Annotated in this window: 19 protein-coding genes and 1 pseudogene; 19 read left to right on the forward strand and 1 reads right to left on the reverse strand. The window is 63.2% G+C overall.

All coding sequences use genetic code 11. From position 1 onward, the window contains the following. Positions 1-241 precede the first annotated feature (241 nt). From F3H87_RS18185 to F3H87_RS18235, 11 genes are all read left to right on the forward strand, one after another. Positions 242-1384, forward strand: a complete 1143-nt coding sequence (locus F3H87_RS18185) for an FAD-dependent monooxygenase (RefSeq protein ID WP_149789325.1) — start codon at positions 242-244, stop codon at positions 1382-1384. Between the two features lie 101 nt (positions 1385-1485). Next, the gene (locus F3H87_RS22180) at positions 1486-4230 is read left to right on the forward strand and encodes a benzoate-CoA ligase family protein (RefSeq protein WP_149789326.1); all 2745 of its coding nucleotides are present in this window, start codon (positions 1486-1488) and stop codon (positions 4228-4230) included. Positions 4231-4259: 29 nt separating this feature from the next. Continuing rightward, complete coding sequence (locus tag F3H87_RS18195) at positions 4260-5225, forward strand: TAXI family TRAP transporter solute-binding subunit (RefSeq protein WP_149789327.1); 966 nt, start codon at positions 4260-4262, stop codon at positions 5223-5225. 67 nt (positions 5226-5292) lie between these two features. Then, positions 5293-7245 (forward strand): TRAP transporter permease, encoded by a 1953-nt coding sequence (locus tag F3H87_RS18200; protein WP_223228123.1) that lies wholly within the window; start codon positions 5293-5295, stop codon positions 7243-7245. Between the two features lie 31 nt (positions 7246-7276). Continuing rightward, positions 7277-7972 (forward strand): fumarylacetoacetate hydrolase family protein, encoded by a 696-nt coding sequence (locus tag F3H87_RS18205; protein WP_149789328.1) that lies wholly within the window; start codon positions 7277-7279, stop codon positions 7970-7972. Positions 7973-7997: 25 nt separating this feature from the next. Further along, complete coding sequence (locus tag F3H87_RS18210; RefSeq protein WP_149789329.1) at positions 7998-8822, forward strand: universal stress protein; 825 nt, start codon at positions 7998-8000, stop codon at positions 8820-8822. Positions 8823-8833: 11 nt separating this feature from the next. After that, positions 8834-9481, forward strand: coding sequence for a maleylacetoacetate isomerase (maiA, locus tag F3H87_RS18215; protein WP_149789330.1), 648 nt, complete (start codon positions 8834-8836; stop codon positions 9479-9481). A 264-nt stretch (positions 9482-9745) separates the two neighbouring features. Beyond that, complete coding sequence (locus tag F3H87_RS18220) at positions 9746-11020, forward strand: acyl-CoA dehydrogenase family protein (protein WP_149789331.1); 1275 nt, start codon at positions 9746-9748, stop codon at positions 11018-11020. 141 nt (positions 11021-11161) lie between these two features. Continuing rightward, positions 11162-11752 (forward strand): GntR family transcriptional regulator, encoded by a 591-nt coding sequence (locus tag F3H87_RS18225; protein ID WP_149789332.1) that lies wholly within the window; start codon positions 11162-11164, stop codon positions 11750-11752. Positions 11753-12264: 512 nt separating this feature from the next. Then, entirely contained in the window at positions 12265-13305 is a 1041-nt protein-coding gene (locus F3H87_RS18230; protein WP_149789333.1) for a phosphotransferase, read from the forward strand. A gap of 29 nt (positions 13306-13334) precedes the next feature. Further along, on the forward strand, positions 13335-14375 hold the full coding sequence (locus F3H87_RS18235; RefSeq protein WP_149789334.1) for a zinc-binding dehydrogenase: 1041 nt from the start codon (positions 13335-13337) through the stop codon (positions 14373-14375). A 47-nt stretch (positions 14376-14422) separates the two neighbouring features. Here the strand turns inward: F3H87_RS18235 and F3H87_RS18240 are convergent, their stop codons facing one another. After that, positions 14423-15016, reverse strand: coding sequence for a TetR/AcrR family transcriptional regulator (locus tag F3H87_RS18240; protein WP_149789335.1), 594 nt, complete (start codon positions 15014-15016; stop codon positions 14423-14425). Between the two features lie 251 nt (positions 15017-15267). Between F3H87_RS18240 and F3H87_RS18245 the strand changes: the two genes are divergently transcribed. From F3H87_RS18245 to F3H87_RS18280, 8 genes and pseudogenes are all read left to right on the forward strand, one after another. After that, on the forward strand, positions 15268-15753 hold the full coding sequence (locus tag F3H87_RS18245; RefSeq protein WP_149789336.1) for a 6,7-dimethyl-8-ribityllumazine synthase: 486 nt from the start codon (positions 15268-15270) through the stop codon (positions 15751-15753). Positions 15754-16042: 289 nt separating this feature from the next. After that, positions 16043-17026 carry a TRAP transporter substrate-binding protein DctP gene (dctP, locus tag F3H87_RS18250; RefSeq protein ID WP_149789337.1) on the forward strand — a complete coding sequence of 328 codons (984 nt, stop codon included), beginning with the start codon at positions 16043-16045 and terminating at the stop codon, positions 17024-17026. A 119-nt stretch (positions 17027-17145) separates the two neighbouring features. Then, entirely contained in the window at positions 17146-17922 is a 777-nt protein-coding gene (locus F3H87_RS18255) for an alpha/beta fold hydrolase (protein ID WP_149789338.1), read from the forward strand. A 121-nt stretch (positions 17923-18043) separates the two neighbouring features. After that, positions 18044-19132: an LLM class flavin-dependent oxidoreductase gene (locus tag F3H87_RS18260; RefSeq protein ID WP_223228124.1), complete on the forward strand. Its 1089-nt coding sequence runs from the start codon at positions 18044-18046 to the stop codon at positions 19130-19132. Between the two features lie 29 nt (positions 19133-19161). Beyond that, a complete protein-coding gene (locus F3H87_RS18265; protein ID WP_188129259.1) occupies positions 19162-19983 on the forward strand; it encodes an alpha/beta fold hydrolase in 822 nt (273 codons plus the stop codon). A 202-nt stretch (positions 19984-20185) separates the two neighbouring features. Next, positions 20186-20809, forward strand: a pseudogene (gene ribB / locus F3H87_RS18270) (3,4-dihydroxy-2-butanone-4-phosphate synthase); the annotation flags it as partial. Positions 20810-20922: 113 nt separating this feature from the next. After that, positions 20923-21420: a TRAP transporter small permease gene (locus F3H87_RS18275; protein ID WP_149789341.1), complete on the forward strand. Its 498-nt coding sequence runs from the start codon at positions 20923-20925 to the stop codon at positions 21418-21420. Further along, positions 21420-22718, forward strand: coding sequence for a TRAP transporter large permease (locus F3H87_RS18280; RefSeq protein WP_149789342.1), 1299 nt, complete (start codon positions 21420-21422; stop codon positions 22716-22718). Before F3H87_RS18275 ends, F3H87_RS18280 begins: the two co-directional genes overlap by 1 nt. Positions 22719-22747 lie beyond the last annotated feature (29 nt).

The raw sequence follows: 22747 nt of genomic DNA on the forward strand, positions 1-22747 counted from the left end.
GGTGTCGGCGGCTCCGGTCCGGCGTGGCCTTCCGCGGGGCTGCCAAGGTTGCAGCATAGGCGCAAATGCCGCCCCTATCCAGCGAAAGATATTGGGATATTCCCACCGGATCGCGGATTGGGTCGGGGTTGAGCAAAGGGCGGGCCGCGCATCTCATGATTTTCGCTATATGAAAATATTTGCTTATAATGGAAATATGGGCTAGCCCCGTGGCGAAGTCGATAGGTTTGAGGGAGGAACCATGACCAAGGTATCCAGCGTCGATATTCTGGGCGGCGGTCCGGCCGGACTTTACACGGCGATCCTGCTGCGCCGGCACATGCCGGATGTGAAGGTGCGGGTGACCGAGCAGAACCCGAAAGGCGCGACCTGGGGGTTCGGTGTGGTGTTCTCGGACCGGGCGCTCGATTTCCTCAAGGCGGACGATCCCGAGACCCATGACCTGATCGTGCCCGGCATGGAACGCTGGGAAAACATGACGCTGAACCTGCCCGACGGCACCGTGACGCTGGACGGCGTCGGTTTCACCGCCATCGGGCGACTGGAACTGATCGAGACCCTGCGCAAGTGCGCCGAGGAGCTGGGTGCGGAACTGCGCTTTTCGCAGCATGTGGATACGCTCGACGAGCTGGAGGGTGATCTGATCGTGGGGGCCGACGGGCTGAACTCGCTGGTGCGCGCCAGCGACCCCGAGGCATTCGGCGAAACCATCGAGCAGCGTAACAACCATTTCGCCTGGTTTGGCGCCGACCGGCCCTTTGACACGCTGACGCAGACCTTCGTGAACACCGACAAGGGCGCGTTGAACGCGCACCACTACCGGTTCTCGCCCGACCGCTCGACCTTTATCGTGGAATGCACCGACGAGGTGTTCCGCGCCTGGGGTTTTGCCGACATGGACGAAGACCAGAGCGCTGCGGCCTGCGAAGAGATTTTTGCCGATGTGCTCGAGGGTGCCAGGCTGATCACCAACAGGTCCATCTGGCGGCAGTTTCCGAAACTGTGGTGCAGCCAGTGGTATTCGGGCAACCGGGTGCTGATGGGCGACGCGGTGCACACGGCGCATTTCTCGGTCGGGTCGGGCACCCGTATCGCGATGGAGGATGCGCTGGCGCTGGTGCAGGCGCTGGCCGCCGAGGACAGCATGGAGGCGGCGCTGGAACGCTACCAGGAAAGCCGCCCGCCGATCGCCCACAAGATCGTGGAGGCGGCCACCGTTTCGGCGATCTGGTACGAGACATTCGGCCAGAAGATGCAGATGCCGCCGATGGAATTCGCCCATGACTACCTGATGCGCTCGGGGCGGATCACGCCCGAACGCCTGCGGGAAATGGCGCCCGGATTTTCCGCCGACTACGCCGCCTACAAGGCGAAATCCGCCTGACACGATCCATCGTGACCGCCTGATCGGGCTGCGCCGCGTGGCGGCGCCTGCCGCGCGGTCCGGCAACCGATCACAACATCCACCCAGCAGAGGGGCCCAGAATGTCCAGTTTCTCAACCGTCGATATCCTTGGTGCCGGCCCGGCGGGCCTTTATGCCGCGATCCTGCTGCGCCGTCATTTCCCGGATGTGTCCGTTCGCGTGATCGAGCGTAACCCGCGCGGGTCGACCTTCGGGTTCGGAGTGGTCTTTTCCGACCGGGTGCTGGCCACGCTGCAAGCGGACGACCCCGAAATATACGGCCTGATTGTGCCGCACATGACGCAATGGCGCGACATGGCGCTGGTGACGCCCACGGGCCGCGAGGTGATCGACGGCATGGGCTATGCCGCGATTGCGCGTGTCGCGTTGAATGAGTTGCTGACCAAACGCGCCGAAGAGCTGGGCGCGGTGCTGGAATTCGGGCGCGAGGTGACCGATCCGGCCGCGCTGGATGCCGACCTGGTGATCGGGGCGGATGGGCTGAATTCGGTGCTGCGTGACAGCGATGCCGCGGGTTTTGGGCCGCAGCGCGACCATTTCGGTAACCATTTCGCCTGGTTCGGTGCGCCGGTGGCGTTCGAGCGGCTGACCCAGACATTCGTGAAGTCCGACAGCGGCACCTTTACCGCGCATCACTATCCCTTCGGCCCGGATCGCAGCACCTTTATCGTCGAATGCGACGACGCGACCTTCCGCGCCTGCGGCTTTGCGGAGATGTCGGAAGAGGAAAGCGCGCGCCAGTGCGGTGCGGTTTTCGCGGATGCGTTGCAGGGCCGCGGGCTGCTGACCAACAATTCGGTCTGGCGGCAGTTTCCCCGGCTCTGGTGCGACAGCTGGGTTTCCGGCCGGCGCGTGATCCTGGGCGATGCCGCGCACACGGCGCATTTTTCCATCGGGTCGGGCACGCGCCTGGCGATGGAGGATGCCTTTGCCCTGGTCGCCGACCTGCGTGCGCATGACGACCTCGACGCCGCGCTGGCCGCGTTCCAGCGCGAGCGCCCGCCGGTGGCCAGGGGCATCGTGGATGCGGCCAATACCTCGGCCCGCTGGTACGAGGATTTCGCGGCCAGGCTGGACCGGCCGGCCCTGGATTTCGCCTTTGACTATCTCACCCGGTCGGGGCGCATGGACATGGACCGGCTGCGCGAGGCCGCGCCGGGCTTTATGGCGCGGTATGACAGCATCAAGGAGGCGGCGCCCGATCCCGTCGTCGACCCGGTGGCCCCGGATGTCGCCGGGGCGCACGAAATCGGGTTCGACAAGGCCGCGCATAGCAATTGTTCGGGGCTGCTGTGGCAGAACCTGGACCGCAACCCTGACAAGATCGCCATCGTCAGCCCGCTGGGCAGCCTGACCTATGCCGAACTGATCGCCGAGGCCGCGCGCTGGGGCGATGCGTTTCGGCGGGCGGGGCTGACGCGGGGCGAGCGGATCGCCTTTTTCCTGGACGACACCCCGGTTTACCCGGCGGCGTTCTACGGTGCGGTGCGGTCCGGGTTCGTGCCGGTGCTGCTGAACATCCAGACCAAGCCCGATGTGCTGAACTATTTCCTGAAAGACAGTGCCGCGCGTTTCGCGCTGGTCGAGTCCGAGCTTGCCGGGGTGTTCGATGCCGAAACGCTGGAGGACACGCGGCTTGAAACGTTGATTATCGCCAATGGCATGTCGGATAACGGCCTGGCCGTCAGCGCCGAAACCTTTCTGGAGGGGACCGCGACTACACTGGAGCCCGCCGATACCGGCCCCGACGACATGGCGTTCTGGATGTATTCCTCGGGGTCGACGGGGCGGCCCAAGGGCATCGTCCACCTGCATCACGACATGGCCTATATCCAGCAGAGTTTCGGCCAGCATGTGCTGAAGCTGACCCGCGATGACATTTGCTATTCGGTGCCCAAGGCGTACTTCGCCTATGGCTTTGGCAATTCGCTGGTGTTTCCCTTCGTCTGCGGGGCGACCTCGGTCATGGTGCCGGGACAGCCGCAGCCGGACGTGGTGCTGGACGCCATCGCGGCCTTCCGACCGACGGTGTTGTTCGGCCTGCCCACGCTTTATACGGCGCTGGTGCGGGCGCAGGATGTCGCGCAGCGCGACCTGTCGTCGTTGCGGAAGTCGATGTCGGCGGCCGAGGTGCTTTCGGCAGATGTGTATACCGCCTGGAAAGAACTGGTCGGGCATGGCCCGACCGAGGGGCTGGGATCGACCGAGATGCTGCATATCTACCTGTCGAACCGGCTGGACGATCACCGGCTGGGCGCGGCGGGCGCGCGCGTGCCGGGCTATGAGATCCGCCTGGAGACGCCCGACGGCAAACCCGCCGCGCCGGGCGAGGAGGGCGTGATGTTCGTGCGCGGCCATTCCTCCGCGCCGACCTACTGGAACCGCCCCGACAAAACCCGCGACACCATGCGCGGCGACTGGATCTATACCGGCGACCGTTTCGTGGAAGAGGACGGATTCTATTACTTCCGCGGGCGTTCCGACGACCTGGTGAAGGTGTCGGGCCAATGGGTCTGGCCGCTGGAGGTGGAACGCTGCCTGAACGAGCACCCGGATATTCATGAATGCGTCGTTTTGGCCGAGCAGCTTGAGGACAAGCGCACGGCCCTGCGCGCGGTTGTCAGCCTGGTGCCCGGTGTCGCCGCCGACGAGGCCGAGACCAAAAAGCTGCGGGATTTCGTCAAGGTGCACCTGACGCCGTTCAAATCGCCGCGGCTGTTCGACTATGTCGCCGAGCTGCCCAAGACGGGGACCGGCAAAATCGACCGTCAGGCACTTGTCCGCAAAAGCGATGCGGTTGCCTGACCCTTACGTATCTCAATGGGAGGAATGACATGAAATACCTGACAAGACTTGCTTTGGCGGGCGTCGCGGCGATCGGATTTGCCGCGGCCGCGCATGCCCAGGTTCTTTCGTTTTCGACGCCGCCGCAGGGGTCGGTCTGGAACACGATGGCCTCGGTCATCTCGGGCCAGGCGCGCGGGTCGGCGGACATGCGTCTGGTGGTGCAGCCCTATGGCGGCAACGCGCAGATGATGCAGGCAGTCGACGAGGGGCTGGCGGAATTCTCGCTCAATGACGTGAACGACGTGATCACCGCGGTATCGGGCACCGGCGAATATGACACGCCGATGCCGAACCTGCGCGTCGTGGCGCGGGTCAACCCGTTTCCCGTGGGACTGTATGTCAAGGAAAGCTCGGGGCTGAGCCACGTTTCCGAGCTTGCCGGGCGCAGCGTGCCCTCGGGCTGGGATGCGTTTCCCATCGCCCGGTCGCATATCTCGGCCATCCTGGCCGCCGGCGGGCTGAGTTGGGACGATGTCGACCAGGTGCCGGTGCCCGAACTGATCCGCGGATCGGATGATATGGCGTCGGGCCGTGTCGACAGTGCCTTTTTCGCGGTGGGCGGTCCAAAGGTGGCGGAAATCGACGCTGCGGTGAATGGCGTACGGTTCCTGGCGGTCGAGGCCAATGACGAGACACTTGCCAGCATCCGGCAGGTGCGCCCGGCCTTCTACTTTTCCGAGGTGACGCCGGCGCCGGTGCGCGTGGGCGTGCCCGAACCGATGATGTTCGTGACCTGGGACAACGTGCTGGTGGCCGGCGCGCATGTGCCCGACGCGCAGGTGCAGGCGCTGCTGGCCGTGCTGTTCGACGAGCGTGAGGCCATCGCCGGGGCGTATCCGCCGCTGGGCGCGCTGAACCTCGAAACCGCCTACAAGCAGTACCCCGGTGTCGAGTATCACCCCGGCGCTGCCTCCTTTTTCGAAGAGCGTGGCGTTGCCATGACAACGGACTGACGGCGTTCGGTACGACGAACCAATGCGGGGGCGAAAGGTCGCCCCCGCTGCAATGAAGGGGAACGGTTTGGAACAGAACGAAAGACCCGTGCCGTCGATCGGCGCGAAGGGCCTGGTGGTCAGCCTTATGGCCGGCGCGCTGACCCTGGTTGCGATGGTGCAGGCGGCCGGTCTGCCATCGCGGCTTGGCTTTTCATATTATACCGAGCAGTTCCTGGCCGTTGTCCTGGGGCTGAGCCTGGCGATCGTGTTCCTGGTGTCGGATCGCGGCGAAAAGGGCAGGACGGAGCGCGGCCTTTCGGGGCTGCTCGACTGGACGTTGTCGGCACTCGGGCTGGGGCTGTCGCTTTACGTGGCGGTGGCCTATCCCACGCTGGTGTCCAGCGCGATGTCGTTGCCGTGGGATGCGCTTGTCGTCGGTGCGGCGCTGTTCCTGTTGGTGCTCGAAGGGTTGCGTCGCGCGGTGGGCTGGACGCTGGTCATCGTGGTGCTGGTGATCGTGGGCTACGGCACGATCGGCCACCTGGTGCCCGGCGCCCTGCAAACCCGCGAGGTCGCGCCCGCGCGGCTGGCTGTCTACCTGGCGTTCGACCCGAACGGCCTGTTGGGGCTGACCCTGAATGTTGCGGCCACGGTGGTGGTGGCCTTTGTCTTTTTCGGCCAACTCCTGCTGCGCTCGGGCGGGGCGGATTTCTTCAACGATATAGCCATGGCCACGATGGGCCGGCGGCGCGGCGGGGCGGCCAAGATCTCGATCGTCGCGTCGGGGCTGTTTGGCTCGATCTCGGGCGTGGTGGTGTCGAATATCGTGGCGACGGGCGTCGTCACGATCAGGTTGATGGTGCAGTCGGGCTTTCGCCGCACCACCGCCGCCGCGGTCGAGGCGGTCGCCTCGACCGGCGGGCAGATCGCGCCGCCGGTGATGGGGGCGGTGGCCTTTCTGATGGCCGATATCCTGCAACGGCCCTATGCCGAGATCGTGGTGGCCGCGATCATCCCGGCGCTGCTGTATTACGTTGCGCTTTTCGTGCAGGCGGACCTTCAGGCCGCGAAGCAGAAGATCAGGCCGCTGGACCTGGACGACATTCCCGCGACGCGGGCGGTGATGGCCAGGGGCTGGGTGTTCATCCTGCCCTTCGCGGCGATCGTGATCGCGCTGTTCTGGTTCAACCAGCGGGCCGAGACGGCCGCGCTGTGGGGCGGTGGCGCCGCGCTGCTGATCGGCCTGACCGTGGGCTACGGCAAGACCAGGATGGTGCTGCGCGACCTGTGGAAATCGGCGGTGGAGGCCGGGCGCTCGATCACCGAGATCATCATGATATCGGCCGCAGCCGGGTTCATCATCGGGGTGCTGAACGTCACCGGCCTTGGCTTTGCGGCAACCTTTGCGCTGGTCGACCTGGGGCAGGGCAGCCTGTTCCTGCTGCTGCTGATCTCGGCGCTGGTCTGCCTGGTGCTTGGGATGGGTATGCCGACCGTCGGGGTTTACCTGCTGCTGGCCGTTCTGATCGCGCCCTCGCTGGTGCAGTCGGGGGTGGAGCCGATCGCCGCGCATCTCTTCATCTTCTATCTGGGCATGATGTCGATGGTAACACCGCCCATCGGCATCGGCGCCTTCTTTGCCGCGGCCATCGCCAAGGCGTCGCCGATGGCGACGGCGTGGGAGTCGATGCGCTTTGGCTGGACGGCCTATATCGTGCCGTTCCTGTTCGTCTTTTCGCCGTCGCTGCTGCTGGTGGGCGAGCCGGGCGAGATCGTGCTGGCGGTGCTGACCGCGGTGATCGGCGTCTACGCGGTTTCCGCCGCCTTCGTTGGCTGGCTGCATGGACCGGCCGGCGCCATGCGCCGGGGTCTTGTTGGCGTCAGCGGTCTGGCGCTGCTGCTGCCGCCGGGGATCGGCGGCGCGCAGACCTTATGGATCAACGGTGCGGGTCTTGTCGTCCTTGCCGCCTTGTGGCTGCAGGCGCGGCGCGATCACGCCGCGCCGGACGCCACCCCGGAACCCGAAACAAGGGGCTGATGCCTGCCCCCAACGACCGAAAGGAAAGATCATGGCTTATGTCTTTGAACCCCCGGCGCAACCCAGCGTCGCTGTCGCAAACAGCGACGACCGCCTGCCGGTGCGCCGCATCTTTTGCGTCGGGCGCAACTATGCCGCCCATGCCCGCGAGATGGGCAAGGATCCAGATCGCGACCCGCCGTTTTTCTTTACCAAGCCGGCCGATGCCGTCGTCGACAGCGGCGAAACCGTCGCCTACCCGGCGCAGACCGAGAATTTCCACTACGAGGCCGAGCTGGTCGCTGTCATCGGGACGGGCGGTCGCGACATCGCCGAAGAGGACAGCCTTGCCCATGTCTGGGGCTATGCCGTCGGCAACGACCTGACCCGCCGCGACCTGCAACTGAAAGCGCGCGAGCAGGGCCGCCCCTGGGACTGGGGCAAGGCGTTCGACCGCTCGGCTGTGATCGGGCCGGTGCATCCGGTCGCCGAGGTCGGGCATCCCGACAAGGGCGCGATCCGGCTGACCGTGAATGGCGAAGTCAAGCAGGATGCAGACCTGGCCGAACTGATCTGGTCGGTGCCCGAGATCATCTCGATCCTGTCGCACTCGATCGAGCTGCGCCCGGGCGATCTGTTGATGACCGGCACGCCCGCCGGTGTCGGGCCGCTTGCCGAAGGCGATACCTGCAAGGTGGAGATCGCAGGGCTCGGGGCGATCGAGACAGCCATCGGCCCTCGGGCCTGACACCGCCATCGGAAGGGGACGGATCATGTCGCTGAAGAACCTGCTTCTGGCCTATAGCGGCGAGGCGTCGTTCGCGAGCAGCCTGGCCCATGCGATCCGGCTGGCCCGGCATCACGATGCCTGGATCACGGCGATCATGCGCAACGGTCCGTCCTATATCGACCGCTACGGTGCCGGGCTGACCGATGCGCTGCGCGCACAACTGCTCAGCAGCGAAGAGGCCGACGTGAAAACCGCCGTGACCCTGTTCCGCGATGCAGTGGGCGCGGCGGGGCTGGATCACCGGGCCGAGTTCCTGTTGCCGGACCAGACCGGCGGCCTGCGGCCCAGCGAGATGGCCCGGCATTACGATCTGGTGATCACCGGCCCGCAATCGGACCTGCCGGGGGAAGAGCACCATGCCGCCAGCCCTGACCTAATCGCCCTGCGCAGCGGCCGACCCGTCGTGGTGGTGCCTGGCGGTTATGACGCGGCGACGCTGACCGATCATGTGCTGGTGGCCTGGGATGACAAGCGGTCGGTCGCGCGGGCGCTTGGCGATGCGATGGGCATCCTGGAGGGCAAGCGGCAGGCCACCATCCTGACCGTCGGCGGCGCGCGGCCCGCAACCCCGGCGGATGGCGGCATCATGCGCCACCTCGAACGGCACGGCATTGCGGCGCAGCACCTGCACAAGACCCATCGCGGGCGCAACGTCGCCTCGGTCATCAAGGACACCGCCGACGAGGTCGGCGCCGGGTTGATCGTGATGGGCGCGTATGAACACAGCAAACTGACGCAAGACCTGTTCGGCGGTGTCACGCACGAGGTCATACGGACCACCCGCGTGCCCGTCTTCATGTCGCACTGAGAGGGACACGGATGACTTACCGGCTGCACAATTTCTTTCGCTCCTCGACATCGACCCGGCTGCGCGCCGCGTTGAACCATAAGGGGCTGGCCTATGACTACGTGCCTTACGTGCTGCGCGACGGCGAAACCCGCACACCTGATTACCTGGCGATGAACCCGCAGGGGCTGGTGCCGACGCTGGAGCGGGACGATGGCGCCTTCATGATGCAATCGCTGGCCATCATCGAATGGCTTGACGAAACCCACCCCGAGCCGCCCCTGTTGCCGGCCGACCCTGATGGACGGGCCCGGGTGCGCGCGCTGGCCTACATGATTGCCTGCGAGATTCACCCGCTCAACAACCTGCGTGTTCTCTTTCGCCTGCGCGATCAGTTCGGCGCAGATGAAGAGGCGCAAAAGGATTGGTTCACCCATTGGGTTACCACGACATTCGACGCGCTGGAAACCGCACTGGCCAGCAGCGACCGTACCGGCACCTGCTGCCACGGTGACACGCCGACATTGGCCGATATCTGCCTTTACGCGCAGGTCTGGAACAATCGCCGCTTCGGCATCGCGCTGGATAGCTGGCCGACGATCGCCCGCATCTACGCGGGCCTCGACAAGTTGCCTGCCTTTGCCGCCGCCGCGCCGCCGGAACAGCCCGACGCGGGCTGAGTCGCGCCGCATCGTCGTGCGTTTGCCGGCCTTTCGGCCGGGCGCCGATGTCTTCGCATATTTGTAAACCCGGGAACCGGCGCGCCGCCGGGCGTGGCGGCTGCCGGCCTGGGCCCGGCTGCCGTGGGCATGTGCGCGCCGCCGGCCGATCATCCAGCAGATGCAGCAGGAAAAGGCAATTTCGTATATTTTTTCGTCTGACAATATTGTTGTCAGAAAGTTTACGGAGTATGTCATACCCAATGCAACAATAGGAAGACGTCGATGATCCCTGAGAAATCGGAAAAGACACTTCGCCTCGAGGCAGAGCTGATCGAGTTCATGGAAACCCATATCTATCCTAACGAGGCGCGGTTTTATCGTGAGTCCGAAGAGGTCGGGCCCTGGGGTGTGCAGCCGGTTGTCGAGCAGCTCAAGGCCAGGGCGCGGGAGCAGGGGCTGTGGAATCTCTTCCTTCCCGAGTCCCATCGCGGCGCCGGGCTGAAGAATGTCGAATACGCCCCGCTTTGCGAGATCATGGGGCGCAGCCACCTGGCCCCCGAGGTCTTCAATTGTTCCGCGCCCGATACCGGCAACATGGAAACGATCGAACGCTATGGCACCGAAGAGCAGAAAGCGGCCTGGCTCGAGCCGCTTTTGCGCGGCGAAATCCGGTCTGCCTTTGCGATGACCGAACCCGCAGTCGCCTCGTCCGACGCGCGCAATATCGAAAGTTCGATCATTCGGGATGGCGAGGAATATGTCATCAATGGCCGGAAATGGTATACCACCGGCGCGACCGATCCGCGTTGCAAGATCATGATCTTCATGGGCAAAACCGACCCGGATGCCGAAACCTATCGCCAGCAATCGATGATTCTGGTGCCAAAGGACACGCCCGGCGTGACCGTGATGCGGTCGATCCCGGTTTTCGGCTTCTACGGCGTGCCGGACCGGGCTGCGGAGGTGGTGTTCGAGAATGTGCGCGTGCCGGCTGGCAACATGCTGCTGGGCGAAGGGCGTGGGTTCGAGATTGCCCAGGGCCGGCTGGGGCCGGGTCGGATTCACCATTGTATGCGGTTGATCGGGCTGGCCGAAAGGACGCTGGAAAAGATGGTAGCGCGCGCCGCCGACCGCGTGGCCTTTGGCAAGGCACTTTCCGAGCAATCGGTCACGCGCGAACGGATCGCGGAATCGCGCATCATGATCGAACAGTCGCGCCTGCTGACATTGCGGGCGGCCCACATGATGGACACGGTCGGCAACAAGGAGGCGCGGCGGGAAATCGCGATGATCAAGGTCGCGGTGCCGAACATGGCCTGCCAGGTTGTCGATTGGGCGATACAGATGTTCGGCGGCGGCGGGACGAGCAACGATTTCGGCCTGGCCAGAGCATATGCCACGGCGCGGCTGCTGCGGCTTGCCGACGGGCCTGACGAGGTGCATCGCGACCAGCTTGCCCGTCTCGAATACAAGAGGCAGGCGGCAAGGAACATGAACGCGCAACCGCAGGACTGGCGCCCCGCGCTGAGTGCCGTCGCACTGGGGCCGCAGGGCTGAGGCCCGGCACATGGCTCCGCCATATGGACAGTCTGCCGGTGTTGAACTAGTGTCTGCCCGGCGTATTCATCAGCAAGTCGGAATGTGATCCACGTGACACCCCAAGGCGAAAGGCCAACCTCTGGCGCTGCGGAAACGGTCGTGCGCGACATCATGCGCGGGCTGTATGAGGGGCGCTATGTCTCGGGGCAGCGGTTGGTCGAACCTGACCTGATCGACCGTTACGGCGTCAGCCGCTCGACAGTGCGCGAGGCGATAAAACGGCTTGCCGCGCAGGGCGTCGTGGAAACGCGCCACTACCATGGCGCCCGGATCATGACCGTGACCGAGGAAGAGGCCCGAAACATCCTGCTGATCGCCGAGCTTCTCGTGGGGCTTGCCGCACGGCAGGCGGCGGAAAAGATTGACCGGGGAACTGCCAGGCAGGATCTGCGCGAGGCCCTCGATGCGGTGACGGCCGCATCCGAGGGGAGCGACCGCTTCGACGTGATCCTGGCCCGCAACCGGTTTCACCGCACGCTTGCGCGGATCGCCGGCAGTCGTGTGCTGGAAACCACGCTTGGCAACCTGCACGTGCACCTGGTGCGCAATAAGCTGGTGATGACATCCGAGCAGCGCGCAGCCTCTTACAACAGGATCGCCGATGCCATCCTTGCCGGCGATGCGGATGCCGCCGAGGCCCACGCGAAGGCGCATGTGCGGGCGATGATCGAGTTGCTGGAAAAGACCTGAACCTGCGCCGGTCGCTGAACGCCTTTCGCAGGCTGGACCCGCTTCTTGACCGGCTGTTTGCCGATTTCGACGCCGACGAAGCGGTGGCCGGGCACACGAACCGGCGCGGATGGGATACCGTTCTTTCGTCGAAGGACGCGATGGAAGGGGCCAGGGGCCATCGCGTTCAGGGAATGCCGGCCACCCGAGTGGCGGGGTGAGCGACCGGATATGCGCGGGGGAAATTGAAAGGATGACAGGTGCTATGCGGCGCGATATCGACTTTCTCATCGACGACCGCCCGCGCGGGCCGGGGAAACGACGCGGATCTTGCCGGGGAAAAGCGAAGGGTGTGCCGCTACTATTATGGTGTCAAGGTTCTCCGCATTCCGGCTATTTTGGCGCTGGTGCGCGATCGGCAGGGTCTGACACGCGAGGTTCCGAACCATGTTTCCGCATGAACCGTGCCATGTGAAACACGAGGACCGGGCGGCCGCGCGGCGCCCCGACGCAGATAGACCGGAGTAACGGCAATGACCCAAACCCAGAGAAACCCGGGCCAATGGCCCGATGAAACCAGGCTGGCCGCGTGGATGCAGGAAAACGTTGCCGGTTTTCAGGGGCCCGTCGCCTTGTCGAAATTCGAGGGCGGGCAATCGAACCCCACGTTTCGCGTGGATGCGGCATCGGGCCGGTATGTCCTGCGGCGCAAGCCGCTGGGTCCGGTGCTTCCCAGTGCCCACGCCGTCGATCGGGAGTTTCGTGTTCTCGAAGCGATGCGCAAGGGGGGCGTGCCGGTGGCCGATGTTCATGCGCTGTGCCAGGATAGCAATGTCATCGGCAGCGATTTCTACGTTATGGATTTCGTCGACGGCCGCGTTTTCTGGGATCCTCGCTTGCCCGACATGTCACGCGACGAGCGCGCCGCAGTCTTTGCGTCGATGAACAGCACCATCGCCCAGATCCACAGCCTGGACCCGGATGCCATCGGGCTGTCCGATTTCGGCCGGAAAGAAGATTATCTGAAACGGCAGATCGCGCGCTGGACACGGCAATACGAAGCGGCGCGCACCGGCCCGAACCCGGCGATGGAAGGGTTGATGAAATGGCTGCCCGAGCATGTGCCCGCCGAGCATCCCGTGCGGGTCGTGCATGGCGATTATCGACTGGATAACGTGTTGATCCATCCGGCCGAGCCAAGGATTGTAGCGGTTCTGGACTGGGAATTGTCGACACTGGGAAATCCTATCGCCGATTTTGCCTATCACATGCTGAGCTGGCATTTCTCGGCGGCTCTGTTCCGCGGCATGGCGGGAGAGGACCTGGCGGCCCTGGGCATCCCGGATGAACGGCAATACCTGGAGCAATACCTTGCCAGCACTGGCCTGGATGCACCCGGGGACTGGGAGTTCTACATCATTCTCAGCATGTTCCGCATCGCCTCGATCCTGCAAGGGATCGCCAGGCGTTCGCAGGACGGAAGCGCGGCCAATGCCGACGCCGCCGAGATCGGCGCCAAGGCTGTTCCCATTTCCGAGCTGGCCTGGGGACTGGTGCGGGCGCGCAACGACTGACCCGTCAGGAGCGACCGGGAGGGAATATTATGAAAGCTGCCGTATTCAAGGGGCCGGGAGAGCCTTTGGAGGTGCGGGACGTGCCTGCCCCCATCCTGGGAGCGAACGAGGTGATCCTGAAGGTGGAAGCGTGCGGTATCTGCGGATCGGATCTGCATGCGACCGAACAGGGCCCTTTTCTTCAGGCCCCGGGGACGATCTTGGGCCATGAATTCGCCGGCACGGTCGTGGCCTCGTCGGATGCGGCGGTGCCCGAAGGGCTGCGCGCCACGGCGGTTCCGGTGAACGTGGGGGCCTGTGTCGAATGTCGCGCCACGGGCACCTGCGGCAAGGGGCTTGGCATCTTGTGCCCGAACAGAAGACTTACGGGCCTGAACCGGGATCTTCCCGGTGCCTACGCAGAATATGTGAAGGTCGACTCGCGTCAGGTCGTGTCCTTGCCCGCCGGAGTGAGCTTTGCCAGCGGCGCCCTTGTCGAACCGTTGGCGGTGGGGCTGCACGCGGTGAACCTGGCGGCGCTGACGCCCGGTGCACGGGTTCTGGTGATCGGCGCGGGCTTCATCGGGCTGTCTGTCCTGTTGTTCGCAAAAACGCTGGGGGCGTCGGTCGTCGTTGTATCGGAACGCTCGGCCGGGCGCCGCGATGCGGCGCGGGCCGCAGGGGCCGACGACGTGATCGACCCGCTGGCCGAATCTGACCTGGGCGCCGCCTTCGCGGCTCGTGCCGGCGGGGCGCCTGACGTGATTTTCGAATGCGTCGGGGCGCCTGGCGTAATCCAGAGCTGTATCGATGTCGCGGCGCCGCGTGGCACGGTGGTGGTCGTGGGGGTTTGCCTGAAAGAGGATACGATCCTCCCGGCGCGGGCGGTGCACAAGGAACTTAGGCTGCAGTTTGCAATGGGGTATTCCGAGGCGGATTTCGGGCAGGTTCTGGGGCTCCTGGACCGTGGAGAGATTGCGGCTGAGGAGTTGATCACAGATCGCGTTTCCTTGTCGGACCTGCCCGATGCCTTCGAGGGGCTGCGCAGCCCTGACACGCAGATCAAGGTCATGATATGCTCGGAAACATGAGGTGCTGCCCGCGATTGCGGGCGTGAGTGTCCGGTAAAACGGTCTGTTCAGGCAGCACCGACAGATGTTTTGTGCAGCACACTGTCGAGAATTTCGACCAGGATGCGCTCTACATCGTCATCCAATGCGCCGAGGCTGGTTTCGCAGGCAGCGGCAGTCACCGTAAACTCCCGAAACAATTGCCATCCGTAGAGAAACGCACTGAGGATAGCGGCGAGTTTGCGCGTGTCCTCTTCGGGAATGCCCGGCCCCCGCAAGACCTGGGCGAACGTGGCCACGCCCCCGGGCCTGCGGGCGATTTGCAGGGCTTCACGGCGTTCGAGCATCAGAAAGGCAAGCAGCCTGACAAAGGACGGCCGGTTGATGCAAAGTTCGCGCTGGAGAAGCGGAATGATTTCCGCGGGCTCCGATGCGTTCGAAAGCAGGCCGGTGAACGCCTTGACATGCCGTTCAAGCACCTGATCGAGCAGCGCCTCCTTGGAGCCGAAATGACGGTGCACGAGGCCGTGGTTGACATTGGCGCGCAGCGAAATGTCCCGCACCGTCACCGTGTTGGGCCCCCGTTCGGCGAAAAGTTCATCGGCCGCGTCCAGCAGGGCCTCGGTCGTTGCCTGTTTTCCCTTGGGTTTGTCATCGGTCATCACGGGGGCCCTCCATTGCAATATGTCTGCCTCGCCGGTGCCGAGGGTCTGGCGTCAATAACAGTTTACAAACTGTAGTCAAATGACTATAGCTACAAAATGTAGCCGGTCGACTACATCACTTCGCGCGACGGGGGCCGGGGGAGAAATAGCCCCGGGGCAAAGTTTGGGCAGGGGGCGGGCGATCGGATGGTCTGGGGGGCGGTCGTGCCGCTGGTATCGGCGGCAGGGCCTGCAAAGGGAGGAGCCGCATGGCCGGAAAGCTGAAAGTCGCCTTTGTCAGGGCACTCTGGCATCGTGAAATCGTCGACCAGGCATGCCGGGGCTACGAAGCCGGCATGAAGGCGGCCGGGGTCGCACATGAAACGCGGTTCTTCGAAGTTCCGGGCGCATTCGAGATGCCGCTGCTGGCAAAGCGGCTGGGTCAGACTGGCGATTACGATGCGATCGTGGCGGCGGCCCTGGTCGTGGATGGCGGGATTTACCGCCACGACTTTGTGGCGCAGGCCGTGGTCACGGGGTTGATGCAGGCGCAGATGGAAACGGGTGTGCCGACCTTTTCGGTGAGTCTTACGCCGCATAATTTTCATGACTGCGAAGAACACAGGACGTTTTTCCATGACCATTTCCTCAAGAAGGGGGCCGAGGTTGCATCGGCGGTGCGCGATGTCTGCGCGCTTGGGGTCTATGGGAATGCCGCGACCGAACCGGCGCGGCGGATAGAGGCCTTGCGATAGAGGCACGGAAATACCGCCGCGGCGTGATCGGGCGGGACGGGTTTGAATTTCAGCTATCCGACGGCTTGAGCCGGGCGGTCGAAGGTGAAGTGCTGCTTGAAATTCAAGTATCTGATATGTATCGGAAAAATAAAAATCGTCGGACAATATAGCTTGACAATATCGGCAACGGTGACCGATATTCCGCTGCACGGAAGAGCTGGAAACCGGCGTTCCGATCTGAGCTGCAAGATGTCGGGAGCGAGGCGTTCTGGCGGTTCAGCACCACTAATCGGGAGGAGACCTGAGAATGAACAAGATACTTCGGCAAAGTGTATGCGCGTTGGCGCTGACAGTGGCCTCGGGCATTGGCGCCCAGGCAGAGAACCTTCGTCTCTTGACGAGCTGGGACATGACCATGCCGGCCAATGTTCACATCGTTCAGAACTATGTGGAACGGGTCCAGGAGCGCAGCGAAGGCGAGATCGAGATCACCATCGACGGGCCCGAAGTCGTTGCCGCGTTCGAGCAGATCGAACCCGTGCAAGCCGGCGTTTTCCAACTTCTGTTCACGCATCCGGCCTATCACACCAGCGTGACATGGGCGGGGTTCTCGCTTGATTCCAGTGTCGATCCGGGGCCGGAAAAGCGCCGCGAGATCGGGCTGTGGGATGCTATGGACGAGGCCTACAACAAGATCGGGCTGAAGCTGATCGCGCTGCCGGGCAGCGGTAATCAGGGCTACCAGTTCGTCGTTTCCAAGAAGCCCGAGGACGGGGACATGCCGTTTGCAGGTCTGAAACTGCGCGGATCGCCCTCCTACAAGCCGATCATCGAGGCCCTGGGCGGTGCTCTGGTCGTTCTGCCGGGCGGCGAAACCTATGCCGCGATGGATCGTGGCGTCGTGGACGGCGCCGGCTGGCCGCTGATCGGCTTTGAATCGACGAAGCTTGCGGAAGTTTCCGAATATTACGTGCGCCCGACCTTCGGCTCCAGCACCTATGTGCTCTTGATGAACCTCAATGCCTGGAGCGCCCTTGACGAGGACACGCAGAAGACCCTGCTGGAAATCGGCGCCGAGATCGAACGTGATGGTTACAAGGCGTTCGAAAAGCTGAAGACGCAGGAAGTCGAGCGGATGCAGGCAGCGGGGATGGAGGAATACGCCATCAGCGATGCTGCAGCCGAGCGCATGCAGGAAGCATTCGTCAAGGAGCAGCGAAGCACCGCGCTGGAAGCGGGCGGGGACGAGACCCGCAAGGTCATCGAGATCTTTGAGGCGAACGGCCTCTAAGGCCGACGTTCCGATCACCACAATTTCTTTCGGCACATAGTCGGTAGCGGGCGACCTTCGCCCGTTACCCGGTGCCGATCGTCAACTCATCCAGGAACCCAGATTGAGGAGAGAATAGAATGCGGCACCGCAAGCAGCTGTCGACGGGAGTTGAACTCGACGTTTTCGACAAGGGAAAGGGAGATGCAGTGCTGTATCTGCACGGCTTCCTGGATTTCTCCGCAAAGGATGCGTTTGTTGATCCGATCGCGTCCGGCCACCGGTTGATTGCCCCTACCCATCCGGGATACGGCGACGCGCCGGTGCCGGCATGGCTCGATTCGGTGACGGATGCGGCCTTTATCTACTGGTCGCTTCTCGATGAACTCGGGATCGACCGTTTCCACCTGGTGGGCGGTGCGCTTGGCGGGTGGATCGCTGCGGAAATGGCCACAATGGCGCCGGAGCGGGTGAAAAGCATGACTCTGGTTTCGCCGGTCGGGGTCAAGCTCGGGGCGCGGGACGCTCTGGATATCCCCGATCTTTACAAATACCCGCACGATGAGCTTTACCGGGCGTTCTTTTCGGACAACGCCGATGTCACCTTTGACCCGGATTCGCTGTCTGACGAAGAGATTGTCGCGTTCATCCGCAGCCGAGAGGCGGTCGCGCTCTATGCGTGGGAGCCCTGGATGCATAACCCCAAGCTTCGTCACCGGCTTTCGCGCGCCAGCGTCGATACGATCCTGGCCCGGGGGGCCGAGGACAAGATTGTCGCAAAGTGGTACGCTGACGGCTTTGCCGAGCTTCTTCCGAACGCCACCCGGACAGAGATCGACGGCGCGGGCCACGACCTTTTGCACGATGCGCCCGGCGAACTTGCCAAACTCGTGATGAAACAAATCGGCGCCCAATGAGCGCGCCGGCACACATCAGATAAACGACAGGAGAATTCCCGATATGCGTGTATGGCATTTCACTGAGACTGCGTATCCGTATCTTCCGCCCGAAGAAGATTTCGAATCGATCCGGATTACCTTGCCCAACCGTTACTTCGATCCGGTCAAGGGCGCCGAATTGTACAACCGGTATCTCGACGAGTGGTTGATCGCCGAGGACGAGGGCCTTGATATCATCGTAAACGAACACCATCAGACGGCCACCTGCATCGACCCGGCGGCGCCGCTCATCCTGTCGGCGCTGGCACGTCAGAGCACCAAGGCACGCCTGCTGATCCTGGGGAACCCGCTGGCCAACCGCAAGAATCCGGTGCGCGTCGCCGAGGAAATGGCGATGATCGACGTACTCTCGCATGGGCGGCTCGAGGTCGGCTTCGTGCGGGGGGTGCCCTACGAGGTTCTGCCGGCCAACAGCAACCCGGCGCGGATGAACGAACGCATGTGGGAAGCGATCGACCTGATCAACGAGGCCTTCACCCGGCATGACGGCCCGTTCAGCTTCGAGGGCGACTTCTTTCATTTCCGCAACGTGAACATCTGGCCGCGCCCCTACCAGCAGCCGACGCCGCCGATCTGGGTCAGCTCGACCAGCCCGGGCGGGGCACGCAAGATCGGCACATACGGCTACCGGCTTGCCACCTTCCTGACCGGGTTCGACGGCACGCGGAAGGTTTACGATTCCTATCGCGAGGGCTGGCGCTCTGCCGGGCTGGGTGACGATATCCCGACCGACCGTCTGTCTTATTCGGGCATGGTTTATACCGCCGACACGGAAGAAGAGGCCTATGCGGGCGCGGAAAAGCTGTTGTGGTATGTGACGTCGAACAAGGTGCCGGCGCATCTGGCCAACCCGCCGGGCTATGTGCCGACCGCCGCGAACCTTCAGATCATGCGCGGAGCCGAACATCCGCTGAAAGCCTTCCAGCAGCAGCCCAGCGTCGAAAAAGCCATCGAAAAGGGCATCATGTTCGCGGGCACGCCCGACCAAGTCTACAATCAGATCAAGCGCATGTACGACTATGTCGGCGGTTTCGGCAACTTCCTCATGATGGGGCAGGCCGGCTTCCTGGAACATGACGAAACCGTTGCCGGCATCCAGAAATTCGCGCGCGAGGTCTATCCCCGTCTGCAGGCGGATTTCCCGGGCACCAGGATTTCCGGGTATTGATGGAGAGGATCGACAGGATGCAACCCATCATGAAAAACGTGACCAGCAAGTATGTCATGGTCGACGGGGTCAAGACCCATTACCTGGAAGGGGGGGACGGGCCGCCGCTCGTCCTTCTGCACAGCGGCGAATTCGGCGCCTCGGCCGAATTGACGTGGGAATACAACATTGATGCCCTGGCTGAGCATTTCCGCGTCATCGCGCCCGACTGGCTGGGTTACGGCAAGACCGACAAGCTGTTCGATTTCGGCAACATGCTCTATGCGCGTATTCACCACATCACCCGGTTTCTGGAAACGCTGTGCATCGGTAAGGCCCATTTCATGGGCAACTCTATGGGCGCGACCGTTCTGCTGGGACATGCGGCCGAGGAAAGCCCCGAATGGGATATCGACCGCATCGTATCGGTCAGCGGCGGCGGCCATATTCCCGAAAACGAGTTTCGGCAGATGCTGAACGACTACGACGGAAGCCGGGAGCACATGGCGCTGATCATCCGCAGTGTCTACATGCGCGAAGAGGTGCATCACGATGACGATTTCATCGACCGCCGTCATCAGTCCTCGCTCGAACCGGGCGCTTGGGAGTGTACGGCAGCGGCGCGGTTCCGCTCGCCCTTCACCCCGCCGCGCGGTTTCGGCCGGTCCAAGGGCTATCAGTCGATCAAGGCGAAAACGCTTCTGATTGCGGGTGAAAAGGACAACCTGCGCGAACCCGGCTATGCCGAACCCATTCATGAGGAAATCCCGGACTCCAAACTGGTGGTGCTGAAAGGCGCCGGACATGCGGCACATGTCGATCAGCCGGAGGTTGTCAGCAAGTTGGCGATCGACTTTCTGACCGCCGATTGAGCCGCGCAATGCGCGGGCTCGCCTGCACGGGCACAGCGGGGCAGGGGCACAAGAGCGCCCCGGCCCCGAAGCCCGGAATGCCCCGAAAGAGAGGGCTGCCCGGCGCTGTCGTTGTTTTGTCGCCATCGGGCACGCGGCCTTGGCCTTGCCCGGACGGCACCACCCGAGTCTTCCAGGAGGACGGCCCATGACCATGGCCATGATGAATGTAAAAAGCTTTCCCGCCGGCGATGTCATCGTCGGGCCGGAAGAAATCATCGAATGCGCCGCCGCCGGGCGGATGTTCGTGCTCGTCGACGACGAAGACCGGGAGAACGAGGGCGATCTGGTCATTCCCGCCGATGCTGTCGACGCTGGCGCGATCGCATTCATGGCGCGTCATGGCTGCGGCCTGATATGCTTGGCCGTCGATCCGGGCACCGCGGCGCGGCTGGCGCTGCGCCCGATGGTGGAGACCAACGAATGCGAAAACCAGACGGCCTTTACTGTGTCGATCGATGCCAGGGTCGGAACCACGACCGGAATATCGGCGGCGGAACGGGCGCGCACCGTCGTCCTGGCCGTCGATGATGCCAGCGGCCCGTCGGATTTCGTGTCGCCGGGGCACATGTTTCCGCTGATTGCGCGTCCGGGCGGGTTGCTTGAACGCACCGGCCATACCGAGGCTGCGGTGGATGTTGCCCGGATGGCCGGACGCAAGCCCGCCGGTGTGATCTGCGAGATCATGAACCCCGATGGCACGATGGCCCGTCTCGACGACCTGATCGTATTTGCCCGCCAGCACGACCTGAAGATAGGCAGAATTTGCGATCTTGTCGCATTTCGCGGGACATCCGCCAAAGAGCATTAGGCCAACCGGGCGTCAGACCCGAAATCGCACCGTGGCTGACCTGTCCGAAATCAGGACTCCCGGTGGTCAAACGCAAGGAGGAGTGAAGAATGCGATCCAGTGCTTCATACAGGTTTTCTCGCGCCAGTTTCAATCTGGGTGTTGCCGCGATTACGTCGATCATCCTGTTTTCGATGCTTGATCTGATTTCCCGAACCTTGGGTAAACCCGTTGCCTGGGTTCCCGAGGTGTCGGTCTATTTCTTTTGTTTCGCAATTTGCTCGTCCATGCCCCATGTGACCCGGCGAGGCGCCCAGATTGCCGTTTCACTGCTTCTCGAGACGCTTCCGCCCGGTGCGCGGCAGCGATACGTGCCCTTAATCGAATTGCTGTCTTTCCTGGTTTGTATAGTCATTGCCTACCTGTGCGCCGAAATCCTCTGGCAGCAATACAGGGCCGGAACGATCACGGTTGCCGATATCTCGATCCCGAAATGGATTCTGTCGGCGATGCTGACCTACGGGTTCCTGCTCAGCGGCGTGATGCATCTCGTGAATGCCCTGTCCCTGCGCAAACAGGCCCTTGCTGCCCGGAAAGATAACACCTGATGGCTGCCTCATACCTTCCAATCCTTGTCATGTCGGTCGGGCTGATCGTGATGTTCGCCCTGTCGGTGCCGATATATATCAGCTTTCTTTGCTGCAACCTGATGGCCGTGATGCTGATGATGGGGCCGGCCGGATCGGTGCTGTTCGTCAACTCGATCTCGTCCACCGCAACATCCTACACGCTGGTGCCGCTGCCGGCCTTCATCCTGATGGGTGAAATCCTATACCGGGGGAATGCCGTGGGTCAGATGCTGACCGCGACCGATCGCCTGATCGGCGGATTCCGGGGGCGCCATTTCGTGCTGGGCATGTCGATCTCGACCATCCTTGCCACGATGTCGGGCTCTGCAATGGGGTCTGCGGCGATGCTGTCGCGTTCGGTTTACCCGGAAATGCGTTCGCGTGGATACGATCAGAAAATGTCGGTCGGCGTGCTGATCGGCGGGGCCTGTCTTGCCCCGATCATCCCGCCAAGCGTGCTGGCCATCCTGATCTCGATCCTTGCGCAAATGTCGGTCAAGGACATGTTCGTTGCGGGTATCATACCCGGGCTCATGATCTTTGGCATGATCATCGTCTATATCCTGGTCCGGGTCGCCCTGCGCCCCGACATCGCGCCCATCGACGAAGATTACAGGCGCCCCTCGGCCCGCGAAATCATCGGGGCCATCGGCAAGCTGCTGCCCTTTACACTGGTTATCATCTTTGTCGTCGGCTCCATCATACTCGGAATCGCAACCCCCATCGAATCCGCCGTGGCCGGCGTGTTCGGGGCGATGATCGTCGCGCTGATCTTTGGCCGGCTGTCGCTGCGGATGATGATCGACGCCCTGCAATCCACGACCCTCACGACGACCATGGTCATCGTCATCATGTTCTCGTCGCAGCTGTTCACGCAGTTGCTGGGTTTCAGCGGGACAAGCCGCCTGATCAGTTCGGTGGTTGCCGACCTCGATCTGCCCGACCCGGTCATGCTGCTGATAATGATGGCGATTCCCTTCGTGCTTTGCATGCTGCTCGACGAGATCGCGGCGATGCTGATCCTGATCCCGATCTACCTCACGATCCTGCCGCATATGGAAATCGAGCCGATCGCCTTCTGGGTTCTGTTCCTGATCAACATGACCGTTGGTGCAATGACGCCGCCTGTCGGGTATGTGCTGTTCGTGATCCGGGGGGTCATCGGAGATATCTCGATGCAGACGATCTTTTCCGCTGTTCTGCCCTATGTCCTGATCTTTCTGCTGGCCATGGTGATCCTGGCAACCTTCCCGCAGCTTCTGACCATGCTGTTATAGACCCTGCGCGCGACCCGCCCGCGGCAGGC

It is taken from the genome of Lutimaribacter pacificus (assembly GCF_900142185.1).
Lineage (GTDB): Bacteria > Pseudomonadota > Alphaproteobacteria > Rhodobacterales > Rhodobacteraceae > Lutimaribacter > Lutimaribacter pacificus.